The following is a 24,233-nucleotide window of genomic DNA, read 5'->3' on the forward strand; positions in this document are numbered from 1 at the left end:
CCGGTCGTAACAGTCGAGCGGGAGCGGCGCTGGCGCCGGGCTCCCGTCGAAGCGGAGCATGGGTGTATCAGGCCAGCGGCCTGCTATGGGGGAACAACAAGTCGATGAAGCGCTCTGCCGTGGGTTGTGGCTCGTGATTGGCCAGGCCTGCGCGCTCGTTGGCTTCGATGATGACGTAGTCGGGTTCGCTGGCATCCTTGACCATGAAATCAAGGCCCACCACGGGTATCTCCAGTGCCCGCGCTGCACGAATGGCCGCATCGGCGAGTGTAGGGTGAAGGCGTGCCGTGACATCCTCGAGCGTGCCGCCGGTGTGCAGGTTGGCGGTGCGCCGCACGGCCAGCTGGCGACCTGCGGGCAACACATCCTCGAACCCAAAGCCGGCCGCGGCCAGCGTGCGCTCGGTTTCATCGTCCACCGGGATCTTGCTTTCGCCCCCGGTGGCCGCTTGGCGGCGCCGGCTTTGTGCGTCGATCAGTTCGCGGATGCTGTGCGTACCATCGCCCATCACCTGCGCCGGGTGGCGAATCGCGGCCGCGACCACTTCATAGCCGATGACCACGATGCGCAAGTCATGCCCTGCATGGAAGCTTTCCAACAGCACGCGGCTGTCGAACTGACGGGCGTGTTCGACCGCACGCGTGACGTCTTCGAGGGTAGTGAGGTTGACCGCTACGCCCTGGCCCTGTTCGCCATCCACGGGTTTGACCACGACCGCGCCGTGGTCCTCGAGGAACGCCAGGTTGTCATCGGCGTTACCGGCCAATTGCTGCGCCGGCACAAGCAGACCTGCGGTGTGCAGGGCGTGTTGGGTCAGGCGCTTGTCCTGGCACAAGGTCATGGTCACGGCGCTGGTCAGGTCGCTGAGCGACTCCCGGCAGCGTACACGGCGACCGCCCAGGCTCAGGGTGAAGAGCCCGGCAGCCGCGTCGCACACCTGCACCTCGATACCCCGGCGCAGGGCCTCATCGACGATGATCCGCGCATAGGGGTTGAGGTCAGCCTGTGGCCCAGGGCCCAGGAACAGGCGTTCGTTGATGACGTTCTTGCGCTTGACGGCGAACGTGGGCAGGTTGCGAAAGCCCAGTTTTTCGTACAGGCGCTTGGCCTGGCGGTTGTCATGCAACACCGACAGGTCCAGATAGGCAAGGCCGCGGCTCATGAAGTGCTCGATCAGATGACGCACCAGTACTTCACCCACCCCGGGGCGGGTGCAGTGCGGATCGACGGCCAGGCACCACAGGCTGCTACCGTGTTCCGGGTCGTCGAAGGCCTTGGCGTGGTTCAAGCCCATGACACTGCCGATGATCGCGCCACTGTCTTCGTCCTCGGCCAGCCAGTACACCGGCCCACCCAGGTGGCGCGGGGTGAGCAGCTCCGGGTCGACGGGCAGCATGCCGCGTGCCTGGTAGAGCGTGTTGATGGCTTGCCAGTCACTGGGATTTTGCGCACGGCGCACGCGAAACCCGCGAAATACCCGTTGCGCCGGGCGATAGTCGGTGAACCACAGGCGCAGGGTGTCCGAGGGGTCCAGGAACAGTTGCTGCGGCGCGTGTGCCAGCACCTGCTGGGGCGCTGCCACGTACAGGGCGATGTCGCGTTCGCCGCGGCATTCGCCCAACAGGTCTTCGGCTAGCTTGGCCGGGTCGGCATAGGTATGCCCGATCAATAGTCGTCCCCAGCCACAGTGCAGGGCACGTGGCTGATCGTGAGGCTCGCTGCCATCGCCCGCAAGGCGTGCCTGCAGGCGCTCGTAAGAGGGCGCCTGGCCGCGCAGCAGGCGCTGGCCATAGGCCGTTTCGTGGGCTTTCATGGGTTCAGAGTCCTTGTTCGGTCAGCCACAGGTTCAGCGCCGCCAACTGCCACAGTTTGGATCCGCGCAGGGGGGTGAGCTGGCCGTGCGGGTTGCTTAGCAGACGGTCGATCATGGCCGGATTGAACAGGCCGCGGTCCTGGCTGGGGTCGGTCAGCAGGTCGCGGACCCAACCCAGGGTGGCGCCTTCGAGGTGCTTGAGGCCAGGCACCGGGAAGTAACCCTTCTTGCGGTCGATGACCTCGTGCGGAATCACTCGGCGCGCCGCCTCCTTGAGCACCTGCTTGCCGCCGTCGGGCAGCTTGAAGCGTGCCGGAATGCGGGCCGACAGTTCTGCCAGGCGGTAGTCCAGGAACGGCGTACGGGCTTCCAGCCCCCAGGCCATGGTCATGTTGTCCACGCGCTTGACCGGGTCGTCCACCAGCATCACCGTGCTGTCCAGGCGCAGGGCCTTGTCCACGGCGGCGTCGGCGCCAGGGCGGGCGAAGTGTTCACGGACGAAGTCGCCGGCGGCATCGTTCTCCAGCTGCCAGGCCGGCTGCACGGTGTCACGGTATTCGGCATGGCTGCGGTCGAAGAACGCTTCGCGGTACGCCGCGAATGCATCGTTGGCGCCATCGACCTGCGGGTACCAGTGGTAGCCGGCAAACAGCTCGTCGGCTCCCTGGCCGCTCTGCACGCCCTTGCAGTGCTTGGCCACTTCCCGCGACAGCAGGTAGAAGGCGATGCAGTCGTGGCTGACCATCGGCTCGCTCATGGCACGGAACGCCGCGGGCAGTTGGTCGATGATCTCGTGCTCGGCAATCCGCAGTTGATGGTGGCGGGTACCGTAGTGTTTGGCGATCAGGTCCGAGTACTGGAATTCGTCTCCGCGCTCGCCGCCTGCATCCTCGAAACCGATGGAGAAGGTCGACAGGTCATCCACACCCACTTCGCGCAGCAGGCCGACCAGCAGGCTGGAATCGACACCGCCGGAGAGCAGCACGCCCACGTCGACGGCGGCGCGCTGGCGGATGGCAACCGCATCGCGGGTGGCGTCCAGTACGCGTGTGGTCCAATCCTCGAGGGTCAGGTCACGCTCATCCGGGTTGGGGCCGTACTGGAGTTGCCACCAGGTGCTGCGCTCGACTTCGCCGTGGCGGTCGATGCGCATCCAGGTCCCGGGTTCGAGCTTCTGCACGTTGGCCAACAGCGTGCGCGGTGCCGGGACCACGGCATGGAAATTCAGGTAATGGTTCAGCGCCACCGGGTCGAGCATCGGGTCGATGTCGCCCCCTTTGAGCAGCGCCGGCAAGGTGGAGGCAAAGCGCAGGCGCTCGCCGTTGCGCGAGAGGTACAGGGGCTTTACGCCCAGGCGGTCGCGGGCCAGGAACAGGCGCTGACTGTCGCGCTCCCAGATAGCCAGGGCGAACATGCCGTTGAGCTTGGGCAGCAACGCCTCGCCCCAGGCGTGGTACCCCTTGAGCAGCACTTCCGTGTCACCGTCGGACCAGAAGGTATAGCCCAGGTCCAGCAGTTCCTGGCGCAGTTCAGGGAAGTTGTAGATGGCGCCGTTGAAGGCCAGTGACAGGCCTAACGTGCTGTCCTGCATGGGCTGGGCGGAGCCGTCGGACAGGTCCATGATTTTCAGGCGACGGTGGCCGAGGGCGATCGGCCCCTGGCTGTGAAAGCCCCACGCATCCGGGCCACGTGGCGCCAGGTGATGAGTGATTCGCTCAACGGCAGCCAGGTCGGCTGGGCGAGGGGCTTGACCGAGGGGGGTGAAACGCAATTCTCCAGCTAGTCCGCACATGTAACGTAAACCCTTTGAGTTTCGGCACTCATGGCGTCACTGGCTTTTCACTCGTACCCCATTTGTACCGCCTCCAAACGCCAGGGCTGATCAAGCCCCGCCCAATCGTGAGGGGGTGATCCACCTGGCGCATGCAGAGCAGCACCTGCACGCTGTGCCCGAGTTGCGCGGCGATGAATGCCGGGTTCATGCCGGCCACCAGGCACATGGTCGCGTACGTGTGGCGCGTGTCGTACAGCCTGCGGTGCCTGATACCAAGCGTACGCAAAGCTGCCAGCCAGTAACGTTGTTGACTCGCTTCGGGGCGTATGAACAGCGCCGAACGGTCGTCTGTCCCACTGGGCGCGAACACGTCATCTGAACGCGCCTCGGTGAGCGGTCTGGGTTTTTCGAGGGCATGCAAGGCCCGATCGTTCAATAAAACTTTACGTGGGCGCCTGGTTTTGGTGCGATTTTCGGTGATTCCTCGTCGCTGAAGTCCGCCTCTGTGGGTCGACGTCCAGCATCGATCCATCGCGTTCAAACCCAGTGCTACGCCTACCTGAGCGCGCCTTCGCACGCTCGGATGAAGCCCGCCAGGCGGGGGGCGTTAATCTTCGCAATGCCGTTCGTCGACGCTTGGCGGCGGCTAATCATCCACACGGGATGTTGACCCAGGACGATTTTGGTGGTCATCTGCGCGCCTGTTTCAGGTGCCCCCTGCCGCCGTGCATGGGGTGAAACGGGAAGCCGGTTCGTCGCCCCAGGGTGATCAGTCCGGCGCTGCCCCCGCAACGGTATGCGAGCGATGCTTTCGACAGACCACTGTGCCACAGGCATGGGAAGGTGACGGCATCATGACCCTCGCGAGCCCGGAGACCGGCCTGAAGCCTTGTTTGGCAAACCCGCGGTGGGCGGGCGCAGGCCGGTTTCCGTGGGCGCGTGCGCCTGCGCGTTCCCCATGCGTTGTTCCCTCCGGGATTCTTTCATTCCTGCTGCAAAAGGAAAGATATGTCCCGCTTTAGTGTTTTTCATACCCCTCAAGGGGCGTTGCTGGGTGCGAGCCTGGTGCCCTGTGTGTGCATGGCCGTACCGATTCAGGCAGCCGAAGACGGCCTTGCACTGGCATTGCCCGCCACGGCCATCACCGGCACTGCCGAGCAGAACCCTCCCATGGACTTGCACACCCCTGGCACCAGCGGTTCGCGCCTGCACCTCACGCCCTTGGAAACGCCAGCCAGCGTCACCAGCATCAGCGCCGAGCACATCAGTGGACGCAACAACGCCACGGTGCAGGAAGCAGTGACCCGCACCCCCGGCATCACCTTCATCGGCACGCCTGGCAACGGTGGCACTGCGCTTTCGGCCCGTGGCTTCACCGGGCACAGTTCGACCATGCAGCTGTATGACGGCACCCGCCTGTACGTGGGTGCTGGCACCGTCACGTTTCCCGTGGACACCTGGGCCGTGGACCGCATCGACGTACTGCGCGGCCCGGCTTCGGTGTTGTACGGGGAGGGCGCCACCGGTGCGGTGATCAACGTGGTGCCCAAGAAGCCCTTCGACGGCGAGGTTCGCAATCATGTCCGCCTGGGCTACGGTTCCCATGATCGCCGGCAGTTGGCGTTGGACAGCGGCGGTTCGCTGACCGATACCCTGAGCTATCGCTTGAACCTCAATAAACTGGACAGCAATGGCTGGGTCGACCGTGGTGAGTCAGCCAGCGTTGCTGTCAGCGGTTCATTGCGCTGGCAGCCGAACGACGATTTCAGCATCACCCTCAGCCATGACTACGGTGACCAGGACCCGCAGCAGTATTTCGGTACGCCGCTGGTCAATGGGCATTACCGTGAGTCGCTGCGTGACCACAACTACAACGTGGCCAATGCCGAGGTGCATTACAACGATCAGTCCACTCGCCTGGTCACGGACTGGGTGATCACCGACAACCTCACCGCCAGCAATCAGCTGTACTTCCTCAAGGCCCAGCGCCGGTGGCGAAATGCCGAAAGCTACACCTGGCTGCCTGGCGACCAGGTGCAGCGCAGCAGTTTCATCAGCATCAAGCAGACCCAAGAGCAGATCGGGGATCGCCAGTCGTTCACCCTGCAGCACGCGTTGTTCGGCCTGGACAGCCAGACCGTTGTTGGCGCCGACTACAATGCGATCCGCTTCGTGCGCAAACATGATTTCGGCAATACCTTTACCGACACCGTGCCACTGTCGGGCTCGGGCGGCGGTGACTACATCAGCACTGACCCCTATCGCTCGCGCGAAGCCAACCAGGCACGGCAATTCTCGCTGTTCGCCGAAAACCGCACGCAACTCACCGAGCGTCTGTCGCTGATCACCGGTGTGCGGCGTGATCAGGTGCATCTGAACCGTGACGATCTGGACACCGATACCCGCTCGGACCGCAGCCTGAGTGGCGACAACTGGCGGGCGGGCCTGGTGTTCGCGCTGACCGAGGACCTCTCGGTCTATGGTCAGTACGCCACCAGCACCGAGGGCGTGAGCAACCTGCTGACGCTCAGTACAGCGCAACAAAGCTGGGACCTGAGTACCGCCAAACAGACCGAAGTCGGTGTCAAACAGATGCTCCCCGATGGCCGTGGCGAGTGGACGCTTGCGACCTACCACATCGTCAAGAAAAAGCTCTTGAGCAGCGACCCGCTCAACCCTGTCCTTCAGCAACAGGTCGGCCAGCAATCCTCGGACGGCATCGAGGCCACCTTGGCGTTGCGCCTGCCCTACGATGTGCAGCTTTCGGCCAACGCCGCCTGGGTGCGCGCGGAGTACGACGAGTTTGCCAGTGGCACCAGCAACTACAGCGGCAATCGGCCGGTCGATGTGCCCCGGCGATCGGCCAACCTGTGGTTGAGCAAGGACTTTGGTCGGTTGCTCAGTGCCGGGGCGGGTGCGCGGTATGTCGACAGCCGCTATGGGGACAATGCCAACACCGTGCAGGTGCCGAGCTACACCGTGGTCGACGCCAACGTTGACTGGCACGTGCAGCCGGACCTGACCTTGGGCTTGCAGCTCAACAACCTGTTCGATCGCCAGTACGCGACCACCACCGGCAACAATGGGCGCCAGTGGTACCTGGGCGAGCCAAGGTCATTTTTCGTCACGGCGGATTACCGCTTCTGACCTGTTGCACCGTCCTTCGGGCCGGTGCTTGCTGGAGTGAATCCGATGACTCGACTGAGTATCGAGGGCCTGCACTGGGCAGTGCCCGAGGCGGGGCGCAGGGTGCGCCAGATCCTGCAAGGCGTGGACCTGCATGTGGACGACGGTGAGTGCGTAGGGCTTATCGGCCCTAACGGCAGTGGAAAGACCAGCCTGCTACGTTGCGCCTACCGCGCCACGCCACCCACCGCAGGCAGCGTCAGCTTGAGCGGTGCCGATATCTGGCAACGCAGCCCGCGCTGGTGTGCGCAGCGTATCGCGGTGGTGCTTCAGGAGTTTCCTGGCGAGTTTGGATTGAGTGTTGCCGAAGTGGTGGCCATGGGGCGCACGCCGCACAAGGCCCTGTTTGACGGCGACTCGCCCGAGGACCGGCAAAGGGTTGCTCACACGCTCGTGCTGGTTGGGCTGGCAGGTTATGACGGGCGCACGTTCGCTTCGCTATCCGGGGGCGAGAAGCAGCGCGTGCTACTGGCCCGGGCACTGGTCCAGGCCCCTGAACTGCTGATTCTCGACGAGCCAACCAACCACCTCGACCCGCGTTACCAGCTTGGGCTTTTGCGGCATTTGCGCAGCCTGGGGCTGAGCACCCTGGCCAGCTTCCACGACCTCAACCTGGCGGCGGCATTCTGCGACCGCCTGTATGTCATCGACGCTGGCCGAATCCGTGTCAGTGGCACGCCCCAGCAGGTGCTGACCGGCGAACTGATCCAGGAGGTGTTTGGTGTCCAGGCGCTGGTCGACCTTCATCCGCTGCACCCTTACCCCCGCATTACCTGGATAACCCGACCATGAACGCTCGCTTTCTGATTGCCCTGATAACGCTCTTGTTTGCGCTGCCTGCCGTGGCCAGCGAGTACCCGCTGAACGTGCGCAGTTGTGAGCGCCTGGTGACGTTCAACAAGGCTCCCCAGCGGGTGGTGGTGCACGATGTGAACATGACCGCCATGCTGCTGCACCTGGGGCTGCGAGACAGCATCATCGGCTACACAGGGTTCACCCGAAGTAAACACCGTGACCCATGGATTGACGCTGCGCTGGAGGGCATACCGCAACTGGCCAGTCGGTATCCTTCCATTGAAACGCTGCTGGCAGTCGATACCGACCTGTTTTTCGCCGGCTGGAACTATGGCATGCACGTAGGAGGGCCGGTCACCCCCGCGACGCTGGCACCCTTTGGGGTCCCGGTCTACGAGTTGAGCGAGTCCTGCTCTTGGGTCATGTCTGGCCAACGTGCGAGTTTCGATGACGTTTACCGCGATCTGGACAACCTGGGGCGCATGTTCGATCACCCGCGCCAGGCGCAAGCGCTGATCCACCAGATGCGCCAGCGAATCGCCACGGTGCAAGCGCGGGTAGGGCAGGCGCAACACCGACCACGGGTCTTTTTGTACGACAGCGGCGAAGATCGTCCGATGACATCGGGGCGTCTGGGCATGCCGCAGGCACTGATCGACGCAGCCGGTGGCGTGAACGTGATGGACGAGGTGGCCGCCAGTTGGACCCAGGTCAATTGGGAAAGCGTGGTAGAGCGCGACCCTGACGTGATCCTGATTGTCGACTACGGGCCAAGGACCTGGCAGCAGAAACGTGATTTTCTGATGCAGCAGCCTGCGTTGAAAGAGGTACGGGCCATTCGCGAGCAGCGCTTCTTACCCCTGACCTACCTGCAGGTCACCCCCTCGGTGGAGAACGTCGAGGCGGTGGAGAACATTGCCCGCGCCCTGCACCCCGAGCTGTTCGCAGCGGGGGCACCGTGACCTTGGCGCGCAGCCCGGTGCATTATGGTTGGCTGATCGTGATGCTGGTCATCCTGCTGGTGTCGTCATCGGTCGTGTCGCTGGCATTTGGCCCGGCATCGGTGCCCTTGACCCACGTCATCGGGATCGTCGCGCAGCAATTGGGCATCGACTGGGGGCCTGCGCTCAGCAAGAGCCAGGTGCACATCGTCTGGCTCATCCGTGCCCCGCGTGTGCTGTTGGGCGCACTGGTCGGGGCAGGGCTTGCCTTGGTGGGCACAGCCCTGCAGTCCGTCACCCGAAACCCCCTGGCAGATCCGCATTTGCTGGGCGTCAGCGCCGGCGCGGCGTTGGGCGCGGTGCTGGTGATGCTCTATGTCGGGGACTTTGTCGGTGTACTCAGCCTGCCGCTGGCTGCGTTCGCGGGGGCAATAGGGAGCATGCTGCTGGTGATCGGCGTGGCGCGTCGCAGTGGGCGCCTGGAAAGCGATCGCCTGCTGTTGGCGGGGGTCGCGGTGTCCTTCGTACTCATGGCCGTGGTTAACGTGCTGCTCTATACCGGTGACCAGCACGCTGCGGCGTCGGTGGTGTTCTGGATGCTGGGTGGGCTGGGGGCTGCCCGATGGGAGGTCATCTGGCTGCCGGCACTGTGCGTGCTGCTTGGGCTGTGTGCCCTACAGGTGATGGGGCGCGGCCTGAATGCACTGATGAGTGGGGAGCAGACCGCGATCAGCCTGGGCGTCTGCGGCCGGCGCCTGCGCCTTCAGGTGTTCATCTGCACGTCCTTGTTGACCGGGGTGCTGGTCTCGCTGTCGGGCGCCATTGGTTTCGTTGGCCTGATGGTGCCCCACGTAGCGCGCCTGCTGGTGGGGGCGGACAATCGGAGGCTAATGCCGGTCAGTGCGCTACTGGGTGGGGTGTTTCTGGTGTGGGTGGATGTGGCTGCCCGTACCCTGATCGCACCGCAGGACCTGCCGATTGGCATTGCGACCGCAGCACTGGGCGGGGTGTTCTTCATGCTGTTGCTCAAGCGGTGACGCCACGGCAAGCCACCCTGGGGGGCTTGCCGTGGCCTGCATCAGAAGTCCAGGGTGAGCCCTGCATACAGCGCACGGCCGTCGCCGGGGGAGTGCAGTGACGCATCTGCCCCATCCGGGTCGTACCAGACGTACTCGAAGTAGCGGTTGGTCAGGTTCTTCAACTGCAAGTCCACGCTCATGGTTTCGCTGAGCTTGTAGGTTGCACCGAGGTTCATCAGGACGTAGCCGCCATACGTACCTTGGATGTTCTCCCGCTCCAGGTAGTAGTGGGTCTGCCCGTTCGCCCAGGCAGTCAGCTGCAGCGCGGGCGTGGCCTGGTAGCTGATGCCGGTGTTCCACAGATGGTGGGGCACGTGATCGATTTCCTGGCCTTTGCTGCCTGGTAACGCGCTGCTGGGCTCAAGGATCTTGGAGTACTGCCAGGAGTACGACATCCATACCTCGGTGCGCTCGTCCGGGTGCAGGTTGACCTGCAGGTCGTAGCCCCAACGGCGTGTCTCACCGACATTGTCTGACTCCCCGCTGGGGTCGTTCAGGCGCCGGCTCACTTCGCCAGAGGCATCCTGACGCCAGTAGGCCACGCGGCCATCGACCCAGCTGGCCGGGGTGAACTTGATGCCGGTTTCCCAGCCTTCGTTGATCGAAGGGGCCAGGTCCTCGTTGCGCGGCGGCACCTTGTACGCTGCGGCGCCGGTCCCGACCTGGAAGGTGCGGCCCCAGTTGGCATAAACGCTGGCGAACTTCCATGGCGAATAGACAATGCTGAGCTTGGGCTGTTTGATCAGCCCGTAGTCGTTGATGTCGTAGCCCTGCCCGGTCATCTTGTTGGTGAAGTCACCACTGATCTTGTCCACCCGGTAGGCCGGCACGATCTTCAACGATTCGAACGGCTCGATCTGCGCCTGCACGTAGGCACCGACCGTGTTGAAGTCGAAGTCCTGGTCGCGTGTCTGCGCCTGGCGTACACGCTCCACGGTGCGGTAGCGCTCGCTGCGGTTCTGTTGCTTCTGCACATCGCTGCCACCTTCCAGCGCAAAGGCGTGCAGCCAGTCCACCTGGGGTCGCCAGGTCAGCGAGGTGATGGCGCCGTACTGGTCCTCGTAGGTGTCGCGCTCCTGCTGTGAACTCGTGCGCCAGTACTGGGTCCAGCGACGGTCGTCATAGGTATTGAAGTAGGTCTTGGCCGACCAGGACAGGGTCTCGGCCAGGTCGGCGTCCAGGTGCACACTGACCTGATTCATTCGCCGCGTGCCTTTGTCCGTGGCGTTGTAGTCATTACTCATGCGCGGATGATGGCGGGCGTCATCCTCGGTCAGGTAGCCGGCCTCCTGAGCTTCTGACTCGTAGTGGCGGGCGATCAGGCCAAGGCGATAGCTGCCATCGTCAGGAGTATAGAACCACTTGCCGCCAAAACTGTAGCGTTCGGTTTCGGCATGATCGCGGTAACCGTCGACCTGCTGGCGGGCGAAGAAGTAGTTCTGCGTCCAGTTGCTGGTCTCGATGCCTTTGGCCAGTTGCACCTCGCGGGTGTTGAAACTGCCGTAGCGCAGGCGCGCCTTGTTGTAGTTGCCGCCAGTGCGGGTGTTGATGTTGACGTTTCCGGCGATGTTGTTCAGGCCATAGCGCGGGTCGCTGGTGCCGCGCACCACGTCGATGCTGTCGATGTCCATGGGGAACACCGCGTCGATGAAGGGCATGTTGCCGTCATTGGTGTTGCTGGGGATCCCATCGATCAGCAACTTGACCGCATTCACTTCGCCTTCGCCATTGAAGCCGCGAAACGACAGCTTGCCCGAGGTAGTGCCTTGGTTGAACTCGGTGAGCATCACCCCCGGTGCCCGGCGCAACAGCTCCCAGCTGTAGGCCACTGGCATTTTTTCGAGGATGTCACCGCCTAGAATATCCACCGAACTGAGCACGCTGCGGGTGGCCAGCGGGCCGCTTTCGGTACTGGTCACGCTGACCGCACCGAGGGTCATTATCGAGTTCTCGGCAGAGCGTGTTTCGGCAACGGCCGATGACAAGGGGCTAAGGCTGTAAACAGCGAGCACGGGCAGGACGGCGCGTGCGGTATGACGAAACGCAGACATGAAGTGTTTCCTGGAGACAGTCGAGCAGCGCTGCGCGCCGCATGGTGCGGGGCAGCATTGGGTAAGCGGCGACGGGTCAGGCCAGGGGGGAGGCGCGGGGGTTGAGTTTGGGCCACTGCTCACGCGGCAACGGCAGCTTGTGGCTGTCGCCGATCAGCAGTGCGTCGGGCCAGTAGCGGGGGAACAGGTGGCGATAGTAATTGCTGGCCATCAAGGCATGCCCGGCATGGCCACAGCAGCAGTCACCGACCTGGTGTTTCATTTCTGGCTGATCGTCAAGCTGCGGCAGTTCGGCCTTGAGCTGGGCCAGCAGTGACTTGGGCAGGCTTTGCGCACCGTGCAGGCTGCAGAAGCTGCCCAGGATCAGCGATTGGCTGTCGATGCTGGGGGATTGCAAGGCGCGGTCGAGCGGCATCGCCAGCAGGTTGAACAGCACGGCAATGGCTGCAAGCAAACACACAAGTGAGCGTGCACGTACGGTCATCCGACCCCCAGGCGAACAAGGCCCGTATTAAGCCTTATTCGCGCTCGGGGATGAAAGGTCGCAGCTGCGCCCTATTGTCGCAGGGCGCCTGCCTGGACGAGGCACCTGCTATCTGCCCCGAACCAGCCGGCGCAGTGCAAAGCGGTTGGGGTGGCAGGCTTCGGCGACCGTTCGCGGTACCGGCAGCGGCTCGCCGCTGACCCAGGCCGCCACCAGCTCACCGCTGAGCGGCGCGGTGATCAAACCCCGTGAGCCGTGGCCGCTGTTGACGTACAGGCCCTCGAGCCAAGGGCATGCCACCTGCGGCACTTGTCGTGCGTCCCGGGCAAGGGCTGCATAGGCCTGGGCGAAGGCAGGGTCGTCGGCCAACGGCCCAACAATAGGCAGGTAGTCCGGGCTGGTGCACCGGAAAGCGGCGCGGCCTTCAAGCGCCTGCACATTGAACCCCGTTGCGCCAAGGCGGAGGGACAGGTCAGGAGAAATTTCGTCCAGCAGCGCCAGGTTGCCCTCATGCTCGGCCGCCGTGGGGGTCAGGTCAGTGCTGTGGAAATCGAAGCTGGCGCCCAGGGTGTGTTCGCCGCATCGCGCAGGCGCTACATAGCCTTGCGCGCAGACCACGGTGCCCAGCCCTTGGCTCTGGAGTGTTGCGGGTAGCCGGGTGATCTGCCCACGGATGCGCTTGAGCGGCAAGCCGGCACAGGGCTCGAGCCGTTTGACCTCGGCAGCACTGGCCAGGACCATCACCGGCGCGTCGGCCAGCAACTGATCACCGGCCCAGGCCTGCCACCGCCCAGCGACCTTGTGCAGCGACAGAACCTCTTGGTGCGGGACCAGGCGGATGTTCGGATGCGCAAGCTGTTGGCGGCACAGCGCCGGTGGATGCACCCAGCCGCCTTCGGGATAGAACAGCCCACCTGCCGGTAAGGTGATGCCGGCAGCGGCCTGGGCCTGGTCCTTGGTCAATGCGTGTACCAGCCCGGGCTCGAAGGCCTGCACCAGCTTTTCCTGGCGCGCCGCCTCCTTGTCGTCGAAGGCCAGTTGCAGGACGCCGCAGGCGTCCCAGTCCTCGCCGCGCTGAAGGTGCTCAAGCTGACGGCGGGTGTAGCCGAAACCGGCGAGAATCATTCGGGACAAGGCCGTGCCGTGCGCCGATAGCTTGAGGTACAGCACCCCCTGCGGGTTGCCGGACGCTTCCTGCGCCGCTGCCGCATGCCGCTCCAGTACCGTGACCTGCCAGCCTCGACGGGCCAGGCTTGCCGCCGTGCAGCTGCCGGCCAGCCCTGCACCCACCACCACGGCCTGACGCGGCCCATCACCTGAAGGCGGTCGGGCGTACCAAGGTGCTGTCGGGGCAGGGGGTGGGCCCACATACGCCCCGCTCATTACTTCCCACTTCTTGCCGATGCCAGGCACCTTCTTCATGGCAAAACCCGCCTCCACGAGGCTGCGGCGTACCCAGCCGGTGGTGGTGAACGTACCCAGCACGGTGCCGGGGTGGGACAGCCGCGCCAGTTGCGCGAACAGTGCCGGGGTCCACATGTCGGGGTTCTTGGCAGGGGCAAAGCCATCGAGGAACCAGACATCGACCTGGGCGTCGAGCTCTGGCAATTGCTCAAGCACATCACCGATCAGCAGGGTGAGGGTGACGCGCCCACCTTCGAAGGTGAATTGCTGATACCCCGGGTGCACTGCCACGTATTGCGCCAGCAAAGGCTGGCTGTAAGCGGCAAGCTCTGGCCACAGGCTGATGGCACGGGCCAGGTCATCGCGGTCCAGGGGGAATTTCTCGACGCTGACGAAATGAAGCCGGGCGTCTGCGTGGGCATGTTGCGCGAACAGTTGCCAGGCGCAGTAGAAATTCATGCCGGTGCCAAAGCCCGTCTCGCCGATGACCACGCAGGCATGGGGCGCCATTGCAGTGAAACGTTCCGCCAGGCGGGTCTGTCCGAGAAACACATGGCGGGTTTCATCGATGCCTTCGTTGACGGCGAAGTACACGTCATCGTAATGCCGCGAATGAGGGCGGCCCTGTTCGTCCCAGTCGATCTGGGCGTGCTGGAGAGGGGGAGATACGGTCATGGCGGGTGCGCAGCGACAAGCGACTGAAGAAGTGGCGATAGTCGCATGGCTGGGGCTTTCTTGCAGCCCAAACCCCCGCCCCAGGTGTGCTTTTGCGCTAGTCTTGTTTATCCATTGAAGGAGCCCGTGCATGTTCGAATCTGCCGAGATTGGTCACAGCATCGACAAGCAAACCTACGACGCCGAGGTTCCAGCCCTGCGTCAAGCACTGCTCGAGGCCCAGTATGAGCTCAAGCAGCAAGCGCGTTTTCCGGTCATCGTGCTGATCAATGGCGTGGAGGGGGCCGGCAAGGGCGAGACGGTCAAGCTGCTCAACGAGTGGATGGACCCGCGCATGATCGATGTGCTCACCTTCGATCAGCAGACCGACGAGGAACTGGCGCGGCCACCGGCCTGGCGTTACTGGCGCGCCTTGCCGCCCAAGGGGCGCATGGGGGTGTTTTTTGGCAACTGGTACAGCCAGATGCTGCAAGGGCGCGTGCATGGAGTGTTGAAGGATGCGGTGCTGGACCAGGCCATCAACGGCGCCGAACGCCTGGAGCAGATGCTGTGCGATGAAGGCGCGTTGATCATCAAGTTCTGGTTTCATCTTTCCAAGAAGCAGATGAAGGCGCGGCTCAAATCCCTCAAGGACGACCCCTTGCACAGCTGGAAGATCAGCCCGCTGGATTGGCAGCAGTCGCACACCTACGACCGCTTCGTGCGCTTCGGGGAACGTGTGCTGCGCCGCACCAGCCGCGATTACGCGCCCTGGCATATCGTCGAGGGGGTTGATCCCAATTACCGCAGCCTGGCCGTCGGGCGTATCCTGCTCGACAGCTTGCAGGCGGCCCTGGCCAACAATCCCAAGGGTAAGCACGTGGGCAATGTCGCGCCGCTCGGGCGCAGCATTGATCAGCGCAGCCTGCTCGGCGCCTTGGACCTGACAGTGCGTCTGGACAAGGCCGACTATCAAGAGCAACTGGTCACCGAGCAGGCGCGCCTGGCCGGTTTGCTGCGTCACAAGCACATGCGCCGTCATGCCCTTGTAGCGGCCTTCGAAGGCAATGATGCGGCGGGCAAAGGCGGTGCGATCCGGCGCGTGGCCGCTGCCCTGGACCCCCGTCAGTACCGGATCGTGCCCATTGCCGCGCCGACCGAAGAAGAACGCGCGCAGCCTTACCTGTGGCGTTTTTGGCGGCACATTCCCGCGCGTGGCAAGTTCACCATCTTCGACCGCTCCTGGTATGGCCGGGTGCTGGTGGAGCGGGTCGAGGGGTTCTGCAGCCCTGCCGACTGGATGCGCGCCTATGGCGAAATCAACGACTTCGAAGAGCAACTGGTGAACGCGGGCGTGGTAGTGGTCAAGTTCTGGCTGGCCATCGACCAGCAGACCCAGCTCGAACGCTTCGAGGAGCGTGAGCAAACCCCATTCAAGCGCTACAAGATCACCGAGGACGACTGGCGCAACCGCGACAAGTGGGACGACTACAGCCAGGCCGTAGGCGATATGGTCGACCGCACCAGCAGCGAGATTGCGCCCTGGACGTTGGTCGAAGCCAACGACAAGCGCTGGGCGCGGGTCAAGGTCCTGCGCACTATCAACGAGGCGCTGGAAGCGGCGTTCGCCAAGCACAAGAAGTAGGCGGGGCGCGCACCCCTGACAGGCAGGTGGGCATGTGCAACGCGGCTGCGCTCCGGTGTGTTGCCCGCATCATGCCCCCATAGAATGACGTGATGAATTCTTTTCCCGGCATGCCTGCGCTGGTTACCTGCGCAACCCCGTAGAATTCAGCCACCCCCACCACGGATCTGATCGAGGACACCATGCATACCACCTCCGGCCGTTGGGTTCACGGCCTGCTGCTTGCCCTGTTGACTGCATTGCTATGGGGCATCCTGCCGATCAAGCTCAAGCAGGTGTTGCAGGTGATGGACCCGTTGACGGTGACCTGGTATCGCCTGCTGGTGTCCGGTGGGCTGCTGTGCGCCTGGCTGACGGCCAACCGTCGCCTGCCGTCTTTGGGCAGGCTCACGCGCAAGGGCAGGGGCCTGGTGGGGGTGGCGGTGCTGGGGCTGATGGGCAATTACGTGCTGTACCTGATCGGCTTGAAGCTGCTCAGCCCTGGTACGGCGCAGCTGGTGGTGCAGCTGGGGCCGGTGCTGTTGCTGGTGGCCAGCGTATTCGTGTTTCGCGAGCGATTCAGCGTAGGGCAGGGGGTGGGGCTGTTGATCCTGCTGGCAGGTTTCGGGCTGTTCTTCAACCAGCGCCTGGAAGAACTGTTGACTTCGCTTGGCGCCTATACCACAGGTGTGCTCACCATTGTGCTGGCCACCAGTATCTGGGTGTTCTACGCCTTGAGCCAGAAGCAGTTGCTGACGGTGTGGAACTCGCAGCAGGTGATGATGGTGATCTACCTGTGCTGCGCGGCGCTGCTGACGCCTTGGGTGCAGCCGCTGGAAGTCTTGCAACTGAGCCCCGTACAGAGCTGGCTGCTGCTGGCGTGCTGCCTGAACACGCTGGTGGCCTATGGCGCCTTTGCCGAAGCCCTGGCGCATTGGGAGGCTTCCCGGGTCAGTGCGACGTTGGCATTGACGCCCTTGGTGACGTTCGTGGCGGTGGCACTGGCTGCGCTGGTGTGGCCTGAGTATGTGCAGGCGGAGCAGATCAACCTGCTCGGGTATGTAGGGGCTGTGGTCGTGGTGGCAGGCTCGGCGCTGGTTGCGCTCGGGCCTTCACTGGTGGCGGGATGGCGGGCACGTCGCGCGCGGCTTGCGCAGGTGTCCTAGGTGTTGGGGGCGGGTGGCGCCTCTGATCAGACGCCGGTTGGGCAGAAGGAGCAGCAGGAATGGTTGCGGCCGCTCGGCAGCCTATCCCTGCCGCTCACACGGGGACTCGCTGGCCCGGATGCGGTGCAAGACAGTTGCTCCCACACCCAATGCGCGAGCCTTTTTGGCGTTGCCGAATAAAAGGGGGCAACGCAAGCCGCCCCCACAGACTTCAACCCTTGCCACCCGGCGCCAGCATGTTCTCCGGCCTTACCCACTCATCGAACTGCTCGTTGGTGAGGTAGTCCAGCTCAAGCGCCGCCTCACGCAGGGTCTTGCCCTCGCCATAGGCTTTCTTGGCGATCTCTGCGGCCTTGTCGTACCCGATATGCGGGTTGAGTGCCGTTACCAGCATCAGCCCTCGCTCCAGGTGTGCGGCCATCTGCTCGGTATCTGGCTCGATGCCCGCTACGCAATGCTGCTGAAAGTTGCGGCAACCGTCTGCCAACAGCTCGATGGACTGCAGCAGGTTGTGGATGATCACCGGCTTGAACACGTTCAACTGCAGATGCCCCTGGCTGGCGGCAAAACCGATGGTGGTATCGTTGCCAAGCACCTGGCAGGCCAGCATCGACAGCGCCTCGCACTGTGTCGGGTTGACCTTGCCCGGCATGATCGAACTGCCGGGCTCGTTGGCGGGCAAGCGCACCTCGGCCAACCCCGCACGGGGCCCTGATCCGAGCAGGCGCAGGTCGTTGGCGATCTTCATCAAGGCCACCGCCAAGGTTTTCAGCCCCCCAGCCAGGCTGGTCAGCGGCTCGTGCCCGGCCAGCGCTGCAAACTTGTTGGGTGCGGTCACGAAGGGCAGCCCGGACAGAGCGGCCAGCTCGGCAGCAATGGCTTCGGCGAACCCCTGGGGCGCATTGAGGCCCGTGCCCACCGCCGTGCCGCCCTGGGCCAGCTCATAGACCGCCGGCAGGCTGGCGCGGATGGCGCGCTGGGCATAATCGAGTTGCGCCACGAACGCCGAGACTTCCTGGCCGAAGGTAATCGGCGTGGCATCCATCATGTGGGTGCGTCCGGTTTTGACCAGGCGATGGTGCCGTGCCGACAGCTCAGCCAGGCCCGAGGACAGCTCGGCGATGGCCGGCAGCAGTTGCGCGTGCACGGCCTGGGCGGCTGCGATGTGCATGGCGGTGGGGAAGCAGTCGTTGGAGCTCTGGGAGCGGTTGACGTGATCGTTGGGGTGCACCGGCGACTTGCCGCCGCGCACCTGGCCGGCCAGTTCGTTGGCGCGACCTGCGATCACCTCGTTGACGTTCATGTTGCTCTGCGTGCCACTGCCGGTCTGCCAGACCACCAGCGGGAACTGATCGTCGTGCTTGCCGTCCAGGACCTCATCGGCGGCCTGCTCAATCAGCCGGGCAATGTCGGCGGGCAGTGCACCGTTGCGGTCGTTGACGCGGGCAGCGGCCTTCTTGATCAGCGCCAGGGCATGCAGGACGGCGAGCGGCATACGTTGCTGGCCGATGGCGAAGTTGATCAACGAGCGCTGAGTCTGCGCGCCCCAGTAGGCGTGCTCAGGAACTTCAACCGGCCCAAGGCTGTCTGTTTCGATACGGCTCATGCTGCATTCACTCCCTGTCAGTCAGAATCAGCAGTTTAGGCCCTCATGCGACCTGGCGGTTCAATCGCCTGTCGTGCCACTTGAGCAGCTCGCCCTGGCGGGCGCAGAATGCTCGCTCTGAGGTACCGCCTCCCCCTCCTGAAGGAAATGCAATGACCCGTCTTCGTGTCCTCTGTGCTGCTGTCGCCCTGGCTTGCGCCAGTGGCCAGGTCCTGGCCGCCACCCCCAGCCACAACGCCGCTGCCGAGAAATTCCTGACCTTGGCCAATGCCGACAAACTGGGCACGCCGGTGTACATGCAAGTGCAGCAGATGTTCGCCCAGCGCTTTGCCCAGACCAAGGCGCCTGCCTCCAAGCAGCCTGTGCTGGAAAGCTACCAGGCCAAGGCCAACGCCGCGCTGGACAACGCCATCGGCTGGAAGAAGCTCAAGCCCAAGATGGTCGACCTCTACACCCAGACCTTTACCGAGCAAGAGCTCAAGGACCTGGTCAAGTTCTACGAGTCGCCCCTTGGCCGCAAGGTGCTGCGCGAGATGCCCAAGGTCACCCAGCAATCGGCTCAGCTGACCCAGCAGACCCTCGAACCGGCGGTGCCGGTGGTCAACAAGCTGCTTGAAGACATGACCAAGGAGCTGGACCCTAACTACGGCAAGGCAGCCGCGCCAGCCAAGAAGTGAGCACGGCCATGAACATGCAACAGCGTATCGAACAGCAACTGGCGAGCCTGGCGCCTCAGCACCTGCAGGTGCTCGATGAAAGCCACATGCACAGCCGTGGTCAGCAGACCCACTACAAGGCCGTGATCGTGAGCGAGGTGTTCGAAGGCTTGAACAGCGTCAAGCGGCACCAGAAGGTGTATGCGACCATGGGCGAGCTGATGGGCCAGATTCATGCGCTGGCGATTCACACCTATACCGGCGATGAATGGGCACAGGTCGGCAGTGCGCCGGCATCGCCTGTCTGCGCCGGCGGCGGGCACTGAAAGCTTGCTGTTGTTCTGGTAGAATCCGCTTCATCCCAAAAAGGGGCTGCTGCACAGCCCATCGCTGGTACGCCAGCTGCTTCAGGTAACCCCACTGCGTTGACGCACCGGGCACCTGAAGCGGCAGGTGTGCCTGCGATGGGCGTGCGGCGGCCCTTTGTTCATTGTGTAACCCGGTCCGCCCCTTACGAGGGCAGCCACCTGGAGAACCTGATTCATGTCACACCCCATCGTCGTCGCGGCGCTGTACAAGTTCGTCACCTTGCAAGACTACGTCGAGCTACGCGAGCCGCTGCTCAAGGCCATGCTCGACAACCATGTCAAAGGCACCTTGCTGTTGGCCCATGAGGGCATCAACGGCACCGTGTCGGCCACCCGCGAAGGCATCGACGGCCTGCTGGCCTGGCTGCGCAGCGACCCGCGCCTGGTGGACATCGACCACAAGGAGTCGTACTGCGACGAGCAGCCCTTCTACCGTACCAAGGTCAAGCTCAAGAAAGAGATCGTCACCCTGGGCGTGCCTGGGGTCGACCCCAATCAGGCGGTGGGCACCTACGTCGAGCCCAAGGACTGGAACGCGCTGATCAGCGACCCCGAGGTGCTGCTGGTCGACACGCGCAACGACTACGAAGTGGCCATCGGCACGTTCAAGGGTGCCATCGACCCCAAGACCGAAACGTTCCGCGAATTTCCCGACTACATCAAGGCCAACTTCGACCCGGCCCGCCACAAGAAGGTCGCCATGTTCTGCACTGGCGGCATCCGTTGCGAAAAAGCGTCCAGCTATATGCTCGGTGAAGGCTTCGAGGAGGTCTATCATCTGAAAGGTGGCATCCTGAAGTACTTCGAGGAAGTGCCACAGGAACAAAGCCTGTGGGAGGGCGACTGCTTCGTGTTCGATAACCGCGTCACGGTTCGCCATGACCTGAGCGAGGGTGAATATGACCAGTGCCACGCCTGCCGTCACCCGATCAATGCCCAGGAGCGTGCCTCGGAGCACTACTCGCCAGGTGTAAGCTGCCCGCACTGCTGGGATTCGCTGAGCGAAAAGACCCGCCGCAGCGCCATCGACCGGCAGAAGCAGATCGAGCTGGCCAAGGCCCGCAACCTGCCACACCCGATTGGCCACAACTACAAAGCCGAGGCCTGATTGATGTCTGCGCGCCTGATCTACGTGATGGACCCGATGTGTTCCTGGTGCTGGGGCTTCGCACCGGTGGCCAGTGCGCTGATCGATCAGGCCAGTCAGGCGGGCGTGCCTACCCATCTGGTGGTCGGCGGGCTGCGCAGCGGCAGTGCCGCGCTGGACGGCGCCACCCGCAAGTACATTCTCGAGCATTGGCAGGCCGTGGCCCAGACAACGGGGCAGCCTTTCAATTTCGAGGGCGCCATGCCCGACGGCTTTGTCTACGACACCGAACCGGCCTGCCGAGCACTGGTTGCTGCCCGCGAGTTGGATGGCGAGCGCCTCTGGCCTCTGCTGGCAGCCATACAGTCTGCGTTCTATGAAGGGGCTCATGACGTGACCACCGCCCCGCACCTGGTGGAGCTGGCCGAGCAGGCGGGTTTTGAGCGCGGGCCGTTCGCCGAGGCGTTCACCCGCGCCGAAACCCGCGCTGCCACCGCCGCGGATTTCGCCTGGGCGCAAGGCTTGGGCATCGCGGGCTTCCCGACCTTGCTCGCTGAGCGCAACGGTCAACTGGCCTTGCTGACCAACGGTTATCAGCCGCTTGAGCGTCTGCAACCGTTGCTTGGCCGCTGGCTGCAGCAGGCTGCCAATGCTTGATGTGCCCGGGTCGCCCGACCCGGCGCCGTCCAAGCCGGCGGGCTCGGCCGACCGGTTGAGCTGGTCGGAAATCCGCCGGCTTGCCCTGCACCACAAAAAGCAGCTGTGGACGGCGAACCTGATTGCCGTGCTGGCAGCCTGCTGCAGTGTCCCGATCCCATTATTGCTGCCGCTGCTGGTGGATGAAGTGCTGCTCGGGCACGGCGATGCCGCGCTCAAGTGGATGAACCAGCTGCTGCCGTCTGGCTGGCAGGTCGCAGCAGGCTATATCGGCCTGATGTTGTGCCTGACCTTGTGCCTGCGCCTGGCGGCACTGGCGTTCAACGTCATCCAGGCCAGGCTGTTCGCCGGATTGGCCAAGGACATCGTCTACCGGCTACGCATTCGCCTGATCGAACGGCTCAAGCGTATTTCCCTGAAAGAGTACGAGAACCTGGGCAGCGGCACGGTCACCACGCACCTGGTCACGGACCTGGACACCCTCGACAAGTTCGTGGGCGAGACCCTCAGCCGCTTTCTGGTCGCCATGCTCACCCTCACCGGCACGGCCGCCATCCTGCTGTGGATGCACTGGCAACTGGCGCTGCTGATCCTGCTGTTCAACCCGCTGGTCATCTACTTCACGGTGCAGTTGGGCAAGCGGGTCAAGCACCTGAAAAAGCTCGAGAACGACAGCACGGCCCGCTTCACCCAGGCGTTAGCCGAAACGCTCGATGCCATCCAGGAGGTCCGCGCCAGTAACCGCCAGGGCTATTTCCTCGGTCGATTGGGCGTCAAGGCGCGCGAGGTGCGCGACTACGCCGTGGAATCGCAGTGGAAGAGCGACGCCAGCGGCCGCGCCAGCGGGCTGTTGTTCCAGTTCGGCATCGACATTTTCCGCGCAGCGGCCATGTTGACGGTGTTGTTCTCGGACTTGTCGATTGGCCAGATGCTTGCCGTCTTCAGCTACCTCTGGTTCATGATCGGCCCGGTCGAGCAGTTGCTGAACCTGCAATATGCCTACTATGCCGCTGGCGGTGCGCTCAACCGCCTCAATGAGCTGCTGGCACGCGCCGACGAGCCCCAGTACCCGGCAGCCAGTGACCCTTTCGCCGGGCACGCCACGGTGGGCATCGAGGTACGGGACCTGTCCTTTGCCTACGCCGACGAGCCGGTGCTGGATAACCTGAACCTGGCCATCGCACCCGGTGAGAAGGTGGCCATTGTCGGCGCCAGCGGGGGTGGCAAGAGCACGCTCGTGCAGCTGCTGCTCGGGCTGTACAGCGCGGATGCAGGCACCATTCGCTTCGGCGGTGCCACCCTGCAGGAAATCGGCCTGGAAACCCTGCGTGAGCAGGTGGCCGTGGTCTTGCAGCACCCGTCGCTGTTCAACGACAGTGTGCGGGCCAACCTGACCATGGGCCGGGACTGCACCGATGATGCCTGCTGGCAGGCACTGCGGATCGCTCAGCTCGACGGCACCATCGCCGCGCTGCCTCACGGCCTGGACAGCGTGGTGGGACGTTCGGGTGTTCGCTTGTCCGGCGGTCAGCGTCAACGGTTGGCCATTGCACGCATGGTACTGGCCGAACCCAAGGTGGTCATTCTGGACGAAGCCACCTCGGCGCTGGACGCTGCCACCGAATACAACCTGCATCAGGCGCTGGCGCGTTTTCTCAAGGGCCGCACCACGCTGATCATTGCCCACCGCTTGTCGGCGGTGAAACAGGCGGACCGGGTGCTGGTGTTCGACGGCGGTCATGTGGCCGAGGACGGCGACCATCAGCAGTTGATTGCCGAGGGCGGGTTGTACGCCAAACTGTACGGGCACCTGCAGCAGCTCTGAGCGCTGTGTGAAGTGCCTTGGGGCGACGGTCAGACGGGGCTGCTTGCAACACAGTCTCACCGAGTATTCGAGCGTTTCACACCCAGGCTAGGGCCTGAGCAATCGCAGGAATTCGACACCGGCCGGCGCCATCACCTGTTCAGCCCGCGTGATCACGCCGATCTCGCGTACCACTCCCGGATGATCCACCGCCACCTTGCTCACTTCGTGACGGCCCTCGTCGGCCGACTCGGGCAACAACGCCACGCCCTGGCCCTGACGCACCAGTGCCAGCACCGTCGACATGTAGTTAGCTTCTAGCCCTGCCGCCAGGGGCAGGCGCGCGTCGGCGAACAGCCGCTCGACCAGGTTGCGCACGCTGCTGTCCCGTCCGGTCAGCAGCATGGGGTATGCCGCCGCTTCGGCCAGCGTCACCGCCGTATGCCTGGCCAAGGGGTGGTCGTGCGGTACGTACAGGCACAGGCGATCTTCGAGCACGGCCTTGAACGCCAGCCCTTGGGTAGGCCGTGCCTGCACACCCAGGCCGAAATCCACTTCCTGCTCCAGCACTAGCGTATCGATGCGCTGGGCTACCACGTCACGCAGCCTGACCTCGATGCCGGGGAAGCGTTCGCGAAAGCGCTGCACCACGCCTGGCAGCAACCCCGAGCACAGCGAGGGCAGGGCCGCGATGGTCAGTACACCACGGCGGGAGGTGGCATGGTCACGGGCCGCCTCGACGATGTTGTCCAGATCGAGCAGCAACTTTTCCATCGGCAACAACGCATGCTGACCCGCAGCGGTGAGGCCTACGTGACGCGGGCTGCGTTCGAGCAAGGTCACCCCAAGCCAGTCTTCGAGTTGGCGAATCTGCACGGTGAGCGCCGAGGGCGACAGGTTCAGGGTCAGGGCGGCCTTGGAAAAGTTACCGGTTCGCGCCACCGCCAGGAACGCACGGATGAGCTGGATCGCATTCTTCATTTTGTTTTTCCGAACGTGGCCTGCCGAATATTTCAATTCACAGAGCCTAACGCCGTTGTTATTACTCTTGCAAAACAACAACAGGGCCTTCTCTCGCAACCGC

At 63.8% G+C, this 24,233-nt stretch carries 19 protein-coding genes and 1 riboswitch; of the genes, 11 read left to right on the forward strand and 8 right to left on the reverse strand.

Annotated features, from left to right (window positions below; genetic code table 11):
* Positions 1 to 67: 67 nt before the first annotated feature.
* From ngg to CRP40_RS01670, 3 genes are read right to left on the reverse strand one after another with little or no spacing between them, the layout of a single operon-like run.
* The gene (gene ngg, locus CRP40_RS01660) at positions 68 to 1,813 is read right to left on the reverse strand and encodes an N-acetylglutaminylglutamine synthetase (RefSeq protein ID WP_027915849.1); all 1,746 of its coding nucleotides are present in this window, start codon (positions 1,811 to 1,813) and stop codon (positions 68 to 70) included.
* Positions 1,814 to 1,817: 4 nt separating this feature from the next.
* Positions 1,818 to 3,605, reverse strand: coding sequence for an N-acetylglutaminylglutamine amidotransferase (locus CRP40_RS01665; RefSeq protein WP_027915850.1), 1,788 nt, complete (start codon positions 3,603 to 3,605; stop codon positions 1,818 to 1,820).
* A gap of 28 nt (positions 3,606 to 3,633) precedes the next feature.
* The gene (locus CRP40_RS01670) at positions 3,634 to 4,008 is read right to left on the reverse strand and encodes a hypothetical protein (RefSeq protein WP_050587360.1); all 375 of its coding nucleotides are present in this window, start codon (positions 4,006 to 4,008) and stop codon (positions 3,634 to 3,636) included.
* A 270-nt stretch (positions 4,009 to 4,278) separates the two neighbouring features.
* Positions 4,279 to 4,487, forward strand: a riboswitch (cobalamin riboswitch).
* 180 nt (positions 4,488 to 4,667) lie between these two features.
* Here CRP40_RS01670 and CRP40_RS01675 point away from each other — a divergent pair.
* Genes CRP40_RS01675 through CRP40_RS01690 form a run of 4 tightly spaced genes read left to right on the forward strand, consistent with a single transcriptional unit; the run spans position 4,668 to position 9,546 of the window.
* Complete coding sequence (locus CRP40_RS01675; protein ID WP_097223505.1) at positions 4,668 to 6,734, forward strand: TonB-dependent receptor; 2,067 nt, start codon at positions 4,668 to 4,670, stop codon at positions 6,732 to 6,734.
* Between the two features lie 45 nt (positions 6,735 to 6,779).
* A complete protein-coding gene (locus CRP40_RS01680) occupies positions 6,780 to 7,565 on the forward strand; it encodes an ABC transporter ATP-binding protein (protein ID WP_027915852.1) in 786 nt (261 codons plus the stop codon).
* Positions 7,562 to 8,530, forward strand: coding sequence for an ABC transporter substrate-binding protein (locus tag CRP40_RS01685; protein ID WP_081728223.1), 969 nt, complete (start codon positions 7,562 to 7,564; stop codon positions 8,528 to 8,530). Before CRP40_RS01680 ends, CRP40_RS01685 begins: the two co-directional genes overlap by 4 nt.
* A complete protein-coding gene (locus CRP40_RS01690) occupies positions 8,527 to 9,546 on the forward strand; it encodes an iron ABC transporter permease (protein ID WP_027915854.1) in 1,020 nt (339 codons plus the stop codon). Before CRP40_RS01685 ends, CRP40_RS01690 begins: the two co-directional genes overlap by 4 nt.
* Positions 9,547 to 9,587: 41 nt before the next feature.
* On the opposite strand, the gene CRP40_RS01695 is transcribed toward CRP40_RS01690, so the two are convergent.
* From CRP40_RS01695 to mnmC, 3 genes are all read right to left on the reverse strand, one after another.
* The gene (locus CRP40_RS01695; protein ID WP_027915855.1) at positions 9,588 to 11,639 is read right to left on the reverse strand and encodes a TonB-dependent receptor; all 2,052 of its coding nucleotides are present in this window, start codon (positions 11,637 to 11,639) and stop codon (positions 9,588 to 9,590) included.
* A gap of 76 nt (positions 11,640 to 11,715) precedes the next feature.
* Positions 11,716 to 12,123 (reverse strand): DUF2946 family protein, encoded by a 408-nt coding sequence (locus CRP40_RS01700; RefSeq protein WP_023533821.1) that lies wholly within the window; start codon positions 12,121 to 12,123, stop codon positions 11,716 to 11,718.
* A 108-nt stretch (positions 12,124 to 12,231) separates the two neighbouring features.
* Positions 12,232 to 14,202: a bifunctional tRNA (5-methylaminomethyl-2-thiouridine)(34)-methyltransferase MnmD/FAD-dependent 5-carboxymethylaminomethyl-2-thiouridine(34) oxidoreductase MnmC gene (gene mnmC / locus CRP40_RS01705; protein ID WP_027915856.1), complete on the reverse strand. Its 1,971-nt coding sequence runs from the start codon at positions 14,200 to 14,202 to the stop codon at positions 12,232 to 12,234.
* A 130-nt stretch (positions 14,203 to 14,332) separates the two neighbouring features.
* On the opposite strand from mnmC, the gene pap reads away from it, so the two are divergent.
* Together pap and CRP40_RS01715 are read left to right on the forward strand one after the other, a co-directional pair.
* Positions 14,333 to 15,826: a polyphosphate:AMP phosphotransferase gene (gene pap / locus CRP40_RS01710; protein WP_027915857.1), complete on the forward strand. Its 1,494-nt coding sequence runs from the start codon at positions 14,333 to 14,335 to the stop codon at positions 15,824 to 15,826.
* Between the two features lie 182 nt (positions 15,827 to 16,008).
* Entirely contained in the window at positions 16,009 to 16,971 is a 963-nt protein-coding gene (locus CRP40_RS01715) for a DMT family transporter (RefSeq protein WP_027915858.1), read from the forward strand.
* A gap of 211 nt (positions 16,972 to 17,182) precedes the next feature.
* On the opposite strand, the gene CRP40_RS01725 is transcribed toward CRP40_RS01715, so the two are convergent.
* Positions 17,183 to 18,577, reverse strand: coding sequence for a class II fumarate hydratase (locus CRP40_RS01725; protein WP_027915860.1), 1,395 nt, complete (start codon positions 18,575 to 18,577; stop codon positions 17,183 to 17,185).
* Positions 18,578 to 18,729: 152 nt separating this feature from the next.
* Between CRP40_RS01725 and CRP40_RS01730 the strand changes: the two genes are divergently transcribed.
* The 5 genes from CRP40_RS01730 to CRP40_RS01750 all read left to right on the forward strand — a co-directional run bounded on the left by CRP40_RS01730 (position 18,730) and on the right by CRP40_RS01750 (position 23,170).
* A complete protein-coding gene (locus tag CRP40_RS01730) occupies positions 18,730 to 19,254 on the forward strand; it encodes a DUF2059 domain-containing protein (RefSeq protein ID WP_027915861.1) in 525 nt (174 codons plus the stop codon).
* 8 nt (positions 19,255 to 19,262) lie between these two features.
* Complete coding sequence (locus CRP40_RS01735) at positions 19,263 to 19,559, forward strand: BolA family protein (protein WP_027915862.1); 297 nt, start codon at positions 19,263 to 19,265, stop codon at positions 19,557 to 19,559.
* Positions 19,560 to 19,776: 217 nt separating this feature from the next.
* The gene (locus tag CRP40_RS01740) at positions 19,777 to 20,709 is read left to right on the forward strand and encodes a rhodanese-related sulfurtransferase (protein ID WP_027915863.1); all 933 of its coding nucleotides are present in this window, start codon (positions 19,777 to 19,779) and stop codon (positions 20,707 to 20,709) included.
* A gap of 3 nt (positions 20,710 to 20,712) precedes the next feature.
* Positions 20,713 to 21,345 carry a DsbA family protein gene (locus CRP40_RS01745; protein ID WP_027915864.1) on the forward strand — a complete coding sequence of 211 codons (633 nt, stop codon included), beginning with the start codon at positions 20,713 to 20,715 and terminating at the stop codon, positions 21,343 to 21,345.
* Positions 21,338 to 23,170: an ABC transporter ATP-binding protein gene (locus CRP40_RS01750; RefSeq protein WP_027915865.1), complete on the forward strand. Its 1,833-nt coding sequence runs from the start codon at positions 21,338 to 21,340 to the stop codon at positions 23,168 to 23,170. Before CRP40_RS01745 ends, CRP40_RS01750 begins: the two co-directional genes overlap by 8 nt.
* A gap of 87 nt (positions 23,171 to 23,257) precedes the next feature.
* On the opposite strand, the gene CRP40_RS01755 is transcribed toward CRP40_RS01750, so the two are convergent.
* On the reverse strand, positions 23,258 to 24,130 hold the full coding sequence (locus tag CRP40_RS01755) for a LysR family transcriptional regulator (RefSeq protein WP_027915866.1): 873 nt from the start codon (positions 24,128 to 24,130) through the stop codon (positions 23,258 to 23,260).
* Between the last annotated feature and the right edge of the window lie 103 nt (positions 24,131 to 24,233).

It is taken from the genome of Pseudomonas sp. URMO17WK12:I9 (assembly GCF_900230165.1).
GTDB classification, from domain to species: Bacteria; Pseudomonadota; Gammaproteobacteria; order Pseudomonadales; family Pseudomonadaceae; genus Aquipseudomonas; species Aquipseudomonas fulva.